This window comes from Bacillus sp. JJ1764, from assembly GCF_036962145.1.
GTDB lineage: Bacteria > Bacillota > Bacilli > Bacillales > Cytobacillaceae > Neobacillus.
The window spans coordinates 284-10,384 of the sequence record NZ_JBALNY010000114.1; the positions used below are offsets into that span (position 1 = coordinate 284).

Below are 10,101 nucleotides of genomic sequence, written 5' to 3' on the forward strand. Positions count from 1 at the left end.
ACATATTCATTTATTTGTATTTCCAACTGCTCAAATGATTCCACCGAACGGTCCCGTAATACATGTTCGTAAAAGTCACTGGCTAATAAAGAACAAAACGTATGTAATGGATGAAAAATCTCTTGATCTTCTAATAATAGACTTATATGTTGAATATTGTTTTTCTGTAAAAAATCAGTATATATATGTTTACCTCGTGTCCAGTTTGTACAAAACTCAAGGTTTTTGCTAGTTACTAAATTCTCAATTGAAAAGTGGAATGTTCTCATCAAAGGGATAATTTTTACTTGCATAAATTCCATAACATGAATTGCTTTTTTTCTCTGATATAATTTGACTATCGCCAATCCTGAATAGACATCATAAATCACATATTGGTAAACCTTACCGATATTAGGGAAATGACCCATATAAAAGATTCCTTGTAAACATAAATAACCCGGATGTGCATGTTCGGGGTTCTTCATTTTAAAATCTACAGGTTTTTGGATATGTTTATCTTTGGAGATTTCTAGACTTCCTTTAACCTGACGTTTCTTTTCTCTCTGTTGTTTGGCGTATGCTTCTCGCTGCTCTCTCCTGTTTAATTCTTTTCTCTTAAGCACATTGTAAATACCTGAATCACTTACATCTATGCCCTCTTCCTCAAGCTCATAGTGGATCCGTTTTGGACCGTCTTCTGGATGTTTTACTATATACTCCAATATGTACTTTTCTGTTTTTCTATCTACTTTATTCGGCATTACCGGTTTTCTCTCTTTGCTGGCCAGGCCATCCATCCCATTCTGCTTGTATGCCCGGTACCAACGGTAATAGATGGTCCTTGAAATGCCATATGTTTTACAGGTCTCCGAAATGTTATTACTGGCAATTCCCTGCAAGATGATTTGATACTTTTGGTTTTCGTTCATCACGCTCTCTCCTCGTCCCCTACATTTCCCATACCTTATATCAAAAGGTAACACGTCCTATATGTTTATTAAATAAACTGCAGAGAAAATTGCTATATTTTTCAAAAAGCAAACTTTTCCCTATCATCTGTACCAGTTCTTGGAACTACCTCAAATATCTTTTTTCATAAAAGAATTATAATAGTAAGATAGCAAATCTTATGCTTAAATTGAAAACCGCTTGAGCGAAAAAATAGTTAATCAAATAAAGAGAGTTGGTTATTATCCCTTCAATTTATAACCATATTTAATAGAATTCTGGAAAAATACTACATTGAATTTGGAAGTTTTCATACATTGCCATAATAAAATAATTTGCTACATTATATCGGTGGAATTTTTATTTTTTTTTGAGGGGGATATGTATGGGGATATTAGGAAATTTCGTGAATCAAACCAATACGATACTTTGGTCCTATGTTCTAATTGTATTATTAATAGGATCCGGCCTATACTTTACATTTAGAACGAAGTTTGTCCAATTCAGGATGATTGGTGAAATGTTTCGACTAATGGGTGAAGGGGCAACTGGAGACAACAAGGGAGTCTCATCCTTCCAAGCATTCTGTATTAGTACGGCATCTCGCGTCGGGACAGGCAACCTTGCAGGCGTAGCGATTGCTATCACAACAGGCGGTCCCGGAGCTGTATTTTGGATGTGGTTAATCGCAATGATTGGATCTGCATCTGCATTTGTAGAAGCAACACTTGCCCAAATCTATAAGGTGAAAAACGGCGACACGTTCCGTGGCGGCCCCGCTTATTACATGGAAAAAGCATTAAATGCCCGTTGGATGGGTGTTACTTTCGCCGTTCTGATTTCGATAACCTTTGGACTTGCGTTTAACTCCGTTCAGGCTAATACGATTACAAGCTCACTTAATAATTCCTTTGGTTTGAATAAAGGCCTTATTGCTATTATTTTATCCATTATTACAGCTATTATCATTTTTGGCGGACTGAAACGGATTGCCAAGGTCGCAGAGTGGATGGTTCCAGTTATGGCTGGGGCTTATATTCTGATCGCTTTATATATTATGGTAACAAATTTCACGGCATTACCTGGTGTTTTTTCGTTAATTTTTACAAGCGCTTTTGGTCTTAAAGAAGTAGCAGGCGGTGCCCTCGGTGCCGCCATGATGAACGGAATCAAGCGCGGCCTATTTTCAAACGAAGCGGGTATGGGTAGTGCTCCAAATGCCGCTGCAACGGCGGAAGTTACCCATCCCGTTAAACAGGGATTAATTCAGGCTCTCGGTGTATTTTTTGATACTTTAGTAGTCTGCAGTTCAACAGCGTTTATTATATTAATATAAGGTCTTTATACCTCTAAAGAGGGTAATGGTATTGTCTTAACGCAAAAAGCTCTTGAAGGGTCTCTAGGATCATGGGCGGGAATTTTCCTAGCCTTCATTGTTTTCCTATTTGCTTTTAGTTCTGTCGTAGGAAATTACTATTATGGTGAATCTAATATTGAATTTATTAAAAACAACAAACTTGTACTAAACCTTTATCGCTTGGCTGTTGTTGGCATGGTTGCCTTTGGTTCTCTTGCAGAGCTTAACTTTGTTTGGAGCTTGGCGGATTTATTCATGGGATTAATGGCAATTATTAACCTGATCGCTATTATTCTATTAGGCAAAATTGCCTTTAATGCCCTTTCCGATTACAATAAACAAAAAGCAAACAATCAAAACCCAGTTTTCTACACCTCAAACATACCAGGTCTAAGAAACGTAGAAGCATGGGAGGATGCTCCGGAACAGGCAAAACAAAAACTAGGCTGATCCTCTGAAATTATAAAAAGGAAACCAATGCAAATCAAAATTGGTTTCCTTTTTTATTCATGTGTTTAAGAAAGATTATTACTATGGACAAGACTGTTTAAGTCTGCAACCATTCGGCGGCACTGAATATAATCCTTTTCTCGTCGTTCTTCAACCCTCATTCGTACTAAGTGGTTTCTTTTGTACTCTTCGTAACCTACACCATGTACTCTCCACATCGCTTTTTCCATTTCGCTCGTGTAACTTAACGGTAAATGTTTGATAATAAACATTCCTTTCAGTTTTTTTCCATTGACGTGGTTATCTTCAAGATGGTTTTCATCTTAACATTAACTCCAAAATCACACAAAGCTGCATAAATGGGAAATTCCTCAGTATCAAGTAATGTCATCCATTCTCATGAAAATAACTCTTACATCCTTGTAATTCTTCCCTTATCCTCCCAAAAAGTGTATGTCCTATACTTTCGTTTAAGTTTCTATAAAGAAAACAAACACATAGATATACCGTAAAATGGGGATGATAATGGAAACATTTTGTTAATGGAGTAAAAAAATGAAATCCATTTCCCTTATTTTAAAGAAGTTAATGAAAAAGGATGTACAACCTACTGCTCCAAATCAGGGCGCTACATCATTTAAAGCTGTCTTCCAATCCATCGATGAAAATATTTCCTTTTTTAAAGATACATTTTCTGAATCAGCCGATTTAATGATTAAGGATGTAGAAATACGAAATATTCAGGGAACTTTAGTTTATTTAGATACGATGGCAGATCAGGATAAAATTCAAAGTGAAATTGTTAAACCTATGAGGGACAAGGAGAGTCTCCTGTTCGAGAACCTGCTTCCTTCTAACTTTGTTCAATCCACTAATCTAATTGAAGGACAAGAAAAACTGTTAAATGGGTTCTGTATTATGTTCTTGGATGGTGTAAAAGAATTCTACATGATGGAAGTAGGTCTCTCAAAAGACAGGAGTATTATTGAACCTAGTAATGAACAAGTCATTCAGGGATCTCATGAAGGTTTTATTGAAAATCTTTCAATCAATCTTCATTTAATTAGGAAATCGTGTAGAACAGCCAACCTTACTATGGAACAGATAACAGTTGGTGATCATATTCAAACCAAACTAGCCATGGTTTATATGAAAGACTTAGCCAATAAAGATATAATCAACGAATTCAAATATAGGGTTAATCATATATCAATGGATTATATCCCCAGCACGGGAATTCTTCAGGAATTGATCGAAGATTCAACATGGTCCCCTTTTCCTCAGATTCTAAATACTGAAAGAGTCGATCGTGTGGTCAATCATTTGAATGAAGGAAGAGTGGCCGTTTTGATGGAAGGATACCCTGCCTGTTTGATCATTCCTGTCACTTTTTTTGCGTTCTTTCAATCACCAGACGATTATAATTCACGCTGGATGATCGGAACCTTTATCCGCTCATTGCGCCTCTTAAGTATTACCATTGCGGTAAATTTACCCGCTATTTATATTGCTGTTATTGGTTTTCACTTTGAAGTATTGCCGGATGAATTAGTTCTCCCAGTCGTTAGTTCTATTAAAAATATACCCTTTCCCCCTTTAATTGAAGCACTTGTCATGGAGTTGACAATTGAAATGATCCGTGAAGCCGGGGTCCGCCTTCCTTCGAGGATTGGTCAAACGATCGGCATTGTAGGAGGTTTAGTTATTGGGGATGCGGTTGTCCGCGCAGGTCTCATTTCCAATACCATGATTGTGGTCGTGGCGATTACGGCAATTGCCGCCTACAGCATTCCGGCGACTGAAATGAGTGATGCTGTACGATTTTTGCGTTTTCCCCATATGATTTTGGCTTCAACTTTCGGATTTGTAGGTATTAGCTTTGGGTTTATGTTTACTTTAGCCCATTTATGCAGGTTAGAATCATTTGGTGCTGCTTACTTTGCACCATGGGCTCCCTTTCGATTAAAAGACATAAAGGATACCTTGATCCGTTTGCCACTTTGGAAATTTAATACACGTCCACTCGATTCAAAACCAAACATCCTAAAAAAGCAATCTTTGGCTAGAGGCTGGGAACGAAATGACAATAAGCAAAAATAAAATTACAAAGAAACAGCTCATCTTTTTGATTATCCAGGCCCAAATTGGTGTAGGAATCTTATCGTTGCCCCATGATGTGGCTTTAGTAGCCAAACAAGATGGCTGGATGGGTACCATAATAGCAGGGGGCATCTCACAGGCAATCATATTTGCCTTTTGGGGATTAAGTACAAGATTTCCAACTCTATCTTTGTATGAGATTCTCCCAAAAATACTAGGGAAAATAGTCGGCAAACTGCTCATTCTCAGTTATGCACTCTATTTTATGATCACAGGGAGTTTAGTTTTAGCCAGATTTAGTGATATCTTGGATAAATGGATTTTACCACGTACCCCTAATTGGATAACCATGGTGTTAATTCTCATTACCTGCATTTACATCGTTAGTGCAGGTTTAACTAGTATAGCTAGATTTTATATGCTGGTGTCTCCCATTCTGTTTGTATTAGTAGTGTTGATTGGGTATGCGATGAAGGATGCGAACTTCCTGTATATCCTTCCAGTTGGAAATCATAGCATCTTTACAATCTTGAAAGCTTCAAAAGAGGCTGCTTTCTCTATGCTAGGCTTTGAACTGTTTCTTTTTATTCACTCCCATGTACAAGCTACTGGAAAGGAAAAGCTGATTGCCATCACTACAGCAAACATTTTTGTTACCTTCTATTATACCTTTTTAGTGTTTGCAGCCCTTGTCTATTTTGAACCCAATATCGACATAGGACTGACTCCGGAGCCATTATTGTATATGATTAAAGCCTATTCATTTCAGGTTCTTGAAAGGACGGATTTATTTTTTAGAAAAAAAAACCACAAACGCTTTCTGCCTTTTGTTGCAGTTGCTTATTTAATTTTGGCAGTTATACCTGATCAAGGAAGAGATTTTGAAAATTTCAATCACATTCTTGGCCCGACTCACTATATTTTTATCGGTATCATCCCTACTTTTCTGCTGATTCTCTCGTGGATGTTATCAAAAAAAGAAGTGGTGAATAAGCTGTGAAAAATCAAAAGCCTTTCCTTTTACTCTTATGTTTGTTACTGACTGGATGCTGGGATCAGCATTTAATGAAAAATGCTGTGTTGGTTCAGATGTTAAGTTATGATGTAGCTAAAACCGGCCAAATGCAATTAGGGATATCCATTCCAATCATTGAAGAGGCCTCTAATGGACCGCAAGCGAGGATAAAAAGTGAAACATTATCAGCAATAGGTCATACGCCAAGGGATTGTCGACTTAAAATCGATCGAGAAACATCCGGAATATTAGATTCTTCTAAAAATAAACTGATTATGTTTGGAGAGCGGATGGCAGCTAAAGGTATTTATCCACCGTTAGATGTTGTTTGGAGAGATCCACGAAATTCATTGGGTGCGACACTTGGAGTTGTGGAGGGTGAAGCGATAAATCTGCTTAACATTACCCCAAAACATGAGCCAAACGTTAGCGAATATATACAAAACGCTCTTACCAGTGCAGAAGAAAACTCGGTCATTCCAACTGAAACGATTCAAACTCTAGCCTCTGAAATGCTTGATCCGGGAGAGGATATCGTCCTTCCTTATATTAAAATAAATAAAAGGAAAAGTGCCGTAGTGGTCGGCCTAGCCCTAATGGATGAAAAAAAATTGGCAGGTAGTTTATCACCAAAAGATTCAGGCCTCCTTCTTTTAATGGATAACAAAAAAGGGAAATACGCACGATTTACCAAACGAGTGAATACAGCAGAGCAACGGGATTTAATGAATTACCTATCCTTCAATGTCCAAAATATGAAAAGAAAATTAAAAGTTCATGTAAAGAATGACAAGGTTTCAGTTCAATTATTCTTACATCTAAAAGTAAACGTAGAAGAATATCCTAAAGGGGATGTACCAAACGATTTAGAACGTTTAAATAAGGCATTAACAAAGGAACTTACACAAGACGGTAAAAGGATCATAACCAAATTACAGCAAGCTAATTGTGATGTATTTGGGATTGGAAGAAGATTAATCGCGTTTCACCCCAACACTTGGGAAAAACTAGATAAGAAGAATTATTTTAAAGACATAACGTTTCATACCCATGTAAAAGTTGAAATCATCAAACAAGGGATTGTCTTTTAGAGCTCGTGTGAGCAATCATCAATTATTGGAGTGAGGGAAATTTAATTTAGCCTTACTGTTTTAAACAGTTGGGCTAATATTCTTATGTTCAAAAATCAGCCTATTTACTTACATTGGTTATTTTTGAATACTGGTAAGAATTATTGTCACCGCTAAATTTCACTTATGGGAATATTACGACTATTAGTCATCTATAAGCCTTTACAGATAACAACGATTATCAATGAGGTGGAAATATTGGAACTATCCACACTTCTCTGTCTATTTGGGATCTGTTTAAGAAATTTCCTTTCTGCTGGTAAAACAAAAAAACAGCTGACTCAACAGCTGCCCTTTTCGCCTGAAAAATTGTCCTTTTTTCTTTCGGTTATCCATTCTTTGATATATTGAAAACTATATAAAAGGAAGACTAAGACTGTGAAAACGTACATTAATTGTAGTTTCGTCATTCTTACTAAAGATGCTATTCCAAATTTCTTTAGGTAATACACTACTACATAAGTAAAAAATGAATCAAATATTAAATTCAAACCCAAATATCTGAAAAACTTCCCATAAGTCCATTTTAATATCCATAATGAACCCACAAAGAACGGTCCAAACATAAAAGGTATTACACCAGATAGTCTAGGATTAAGTTTCTCATACCACCACCACCATCTTCTTTTTTTTGCGATGAAATTAGTAATCCTAACTAATGATGCTATAAATAAACCAGCTGGTAAGAATCGTTTAAAAGAAGCCTTTCCCATTAAAGGAATTGTTAGCCAAGGTAATACCATCAGAGCTAGTAAATATACTTTTGAGAATTTTAGATGTTTCATCCATCCACCCCCGACAAAATCCATTAAGGGTAATATCTCCCCAAAACAGGAATAATATAACTCAGCTCAGTACTTGTATAGGTGCGTATTATGGGATATGAGGAAACGAAAATGATATCCTTCCTTGAGATTTGTAATTATGAGTGTTTATTACCTTGTCTACTACTATTTGATTTTCTTAAGAACTTCTTCAATATGCTCAATTCCTACTTTTGTTACTGCTTCATAAATTTCACCTTGGCCGATTTCAACCACAGGTACATGCCTTATACCATACTTCACTTCTAAAATATCCCTACGTTCATCATGTTTGGTTACATCTATTGTAGCATATTCGATTCCTTGTTCTTGCAAATAGTTTTTAACCTCACCACAATAGTGGCAGCCCTCTTTTGACCAAACTACAACAGATAACAAATTACTCATCATCTATCCCTCCTCAATGGGTTATTATCTTTTTAACATACCGGTTTTCTGAAAATGGGATTCCCAGGTTCCCACGCAATGTATCTGCTTCGTATTCAGTTCTAAAAAGTCCCCGTTTTTGTAGAATCGGCACAACATAGTCGACAAATTCATTCAATCCTTTAGGGACGGCAGAGCCAACAATAAATCCATCTGCCCCTTTCAGTTCAAACCATTCTTGTATTAAGTCCGCTACTTTTTCAGGTGTTCCGATGAATGGGGTTCTCGGTGTTGTCTCAGTTAATGCCACTTGTCGCAATGTTAAATTTTGTTCCCTTGCTTCCCGTTTGATCCGATCTGTATGGCTTTGGAAGCTATTTTGACCTAAGTCTCCCAATTCCGGAAATGGATCATCTAGAGGATATTGTGAGAAATCGTGATGTTCAAAATATCTCCCTAGGTAATCAAGTGCCTTATCAATGGATACCAGATTGGCGATTTCTTGGTATTTCCTTTCTGCATCCTTTTCCGTAGAGCCGATAATAGGTGCAATCCCCGGTAAAATGACAAGTTCACCTGGGTTTCGGCCAAATTCCTTTGCCCTTTGTTTCACATCGCTATAAAAGGCTTGTGCGTCTTCTAATGTTGAATGGCCGGTAAAAATGGCTTCAGCTTCTTTTGCCGCAAGGTTTTTCCCTGCTTCCGAGGAACCAGCTTGAAAAATAACCGGACGACCTTGTTTAGATCTGCCGATATTAAGCGGTCCCTCTACAGAGAAAAACACCCCCTTATGATTTAATGGATGCATTTTATCCGGATCAAAGAAAACACCCGTTCCCTTATCTCGTATAAAAGCATCATCCTCCCAAGAATCCCATAGCCCTTTTGCTACCTCAAGGTATTCAGTAGCGATTTGATACCTTTTAGCATGATTAGGATGTTCCTCAATCGTTTTGCTAAAGTTCAGAGCAGTTTTCTCCAATGGAGAAGTAACGACATTCCAACCAGCTCGGCCATGGCTGATGTGATCAAGCGACGCCAATTGGCGTGATACATTAAACGGCTCACTATAGGAAGTCGAGACAGTTCCCACAAGTCCAATATTTGAAGTAACGGCAGCAAGGGCAGACAAAATGGTAAGTGGTTCAAATCGATTTAAAAAATGGGGAATGGACTTTTCGTTAATATGCAACCCATCCGCAATAAAGACTAAGTCGAATTTCCCTTCTTCAGCCTTTTTAGCCTGATTGGTATAGAATTCCAAACTGACACTTGCATCTGCCTGAATATCAGGATGCCTCCACCCGGCAATATTTCCACCAACCCCATGAATAATAGCGCCTAATTTCAGTTTTTTTTGAGTCGACATCAATACCCCTCCTTGTTTAATTGATTTTTTTAAGTTTATCATCCAAAATGTTTCGGAAGATCCTTTTGAAATGCGCTTATGTCCTCCCAATCTCCACTGAATATTGGGATCCGATAATAACCGACCCGTTCATACAAAGCAATTGCTTCAGGTTGTCTTGGACCAGTTTGCAATTTAATTTCCGTGTATCCAAATTGAATAGCCAGTCGTTCTAGCTCTGCCAAAATGGCTTTGGCTACTCCTTTATTACGGAATCCCGGGGCTGTATACATTCTTTTCACCTCAACCGAATGTTCTGAAAGAGGACGGATTGCACCACACCCAACTGGCTGCCCTTCAATCCTGGCAACCACAAATGCCGCCCTTGGCACCTCCACATCTTCAAACATAAAGCCCGCACTTCCATCTGAAACTTCATAGAGTTCTGCGAGTTCTTTACTCAGTTGTTCAATCAACTGTTGTGATTCAGGATGACGCACGTCTTCTGCACTTGCTTTAATTTCGGTAAAAGTAGTCATAAATGAATCTCCTTCTCCAATATTTAATATTAAAATTCTACT

9 protein-coding genes and 1 pseudogene are annotated in these 10,101 nt (G+C 37.6%); 4 read left to right on the forward strand and 6 right to left on the reverse strand.

Annotated features, from left to right (window positions below; genetic code table 11):
- The coding region (locus V7083_RS16010) for a helix-turn-helix domain-containing protein (RefSeq protein ID WP_335479603.1) at positions 1–911 on the reverse strand (911 nt) is incomplete at its 3' end.
- 404 nt (positions 912–1,315) lie between these two features.
- On the opposite strand from V7083_RS16010, the pseudogene V7083_RS16015 reads away from it, so the two are divergent.
- A pseudogene (locus tag V7083_RS16015) lies at positions 1,316–2,737 on the forward strand (alanine/glycine:cation symporter family protein).
- 65 nt (positions 2,738–2,802) lie between these two features.
- Here V7083_RS16015 and V7083_RS16020 read toward each other — a convergent pair.
- Positions 2,803–2,955 (reverse strand): hypothetical protein, encoded by a 153-nt coding sequence (locus V7083_RS16020; protein WP_335479605.1) that lies wholly within the window; start codon positions 2,953–2,955, stop codon positions 2,803–2,805.
- 337 nt (positions 2,956–3,292) lie between these two features.
- Here V7083_RS16020 and V7083_RS16025 point away from each other — a divergent pair, with 337 nt between their 5' ends.
- From V7083_RS16025 to V7083_RS16035, 3 genes are read left to right on the forward strand one after another with little or no spacing between them, the layout of a single operon-like run.
- Positions 3,293–4,837, forward strand: coding sequence for a spore germination protein (locus tag V7083_RS16025; RefSeq protein WP_335479607.1), 1,545 nt, complete (start codon positions 3,293–3,295; stop codon positions 4,835–4,837).
- On the forward strand, positions 4,818–5,837 hold the full coding sequence (locus tag V7083_RS16030) for a GerAB/ArcD/ProY family transporter (RefSeq protein WP_335479609.1): 1,020 nt from the start codon (positions 4,818–4,820) through the stop codon (positions 5,835–5,837). The genes V7083_RS16025 and V7083_RS16030 overlap by 20 nt, the downstream gene beginning before the upstream one ends.
- The gene (locus V7083_RS16035) at positions 5,834–6,943 is read left to right on the forward strand and encodes a Ger(x)C family spore germination protein (protein ID WP_335479611.1); all 1,110 of its coding nucleotides are present in this window, start codon (positions 5,834–5,836) and stop codon (positions 6,941–6,943) included. The genes V7083_RS16030 and V7083_RS16035 overlap by 4 nt, the downstream gene beginning before the upstream one ends.
- Positions 6,944–7,263: 320 nt before the next feature.
- On the opposite strand, the gene V7083_RS16040 is transcribed toward V7083_RS16035, so the two are convergent.
- The 4 genes from V7083_RS16040 to V7083_RS16055 form a co-directional block, all read right to left on the reverse strand.
- Positions 7,264–7,791: a hypothetical protein gene (locus V7083_RS16040; RefSeq protein ID WP_335479613.1), complete on the reverse strand. Its 528-nt coding sequence runs from the start codon at positions 7,789–7,791 to the stop codon at positions 7,264–7,266.
- Between the two features lie 141 nt (positions 7,792–7,932).
- The gene (locus tag V7083_RS16045; RefSeq protein WP_335479615.1) at positions 7,933–8,193 is read right to left on the reverse strand and encodes a glutaredoxin family protein; all 261 of its coding nucleotides are present in this window, start codon (positions 8,191–8,193) and stop codon (positions 7,933–7,935) included.
- Between the two features lie 13 nt (positions 8,194–8,206).
- Positions 8,207–9,541: an LLM class flavin-dependent oxidoreductase gene (locus tag V7083_RS16050; protein WP_335479618.1), complete on the reverse strand. Its 1,335-nt coding sequence runs from the start codon at positions 9,539–9,541 to the stop codon at positions 8,207–8,209.
- A 38-nt stretch (positions 9,542–9,579) separates the two neighbouring features.
- Positions 9,580–10,101: GNAT family N-acetyltransferase (locus V7083_RS16055; RefSeq protein ID WP_335479620.1), on the reverse strand; the 522-nt coding region annotated here is incomplete at its 5' end.

What these genes read in the sequence shown, in the direction of transcription:
- V7083_RS16045 (WP_335479615.1), bottom strand. Translation starts at nt 8,193, where the DNA reads ATGAGTAATTTGTTATCTGTTGTAGTTTGGTCAAAAGAGGGCTGCCAC.
- V7083_RS16020 (WP_335479605.1), bottom strand. Translation starts at nt 2,955, where the DNA reads ATGTGGAGAGTACATGGTGTAGGTTACGAAGAGTACAAAAGAAACCAC.
- V7083_RS16040 (WP_335479613.1), bottom strand. Translation starts at nt 7,791, where the DNA reads ATGGATTTTGTCGGGGGTGGATGGATGAAACATCTAAAATTCTCAAAA.
- V7083_RS16030 (WP_335479609.1), top strand. Translation starts at nt 4,818, where the DNA reads ATGACAATAAGCAAAAATAAAATTACAAAGAAACAGCTCATCTTTTTG.
- V7083_RS16050 (WP_335479618.1), bottom strand. Translation starts at nt 9,541, where the DNA reads ATGTCGACTCAAAAAAAACTGAAATTAGGCGCTATTATTCATGGGGTT.
- V7083_RS16025 (WP_335479607.1), top strand. Translation starts at nt 3,293, where the DNA reads ATGAAATCCATTTCCCTTATTTTAAAGAAGTTAATGAAAAAGGATGTA.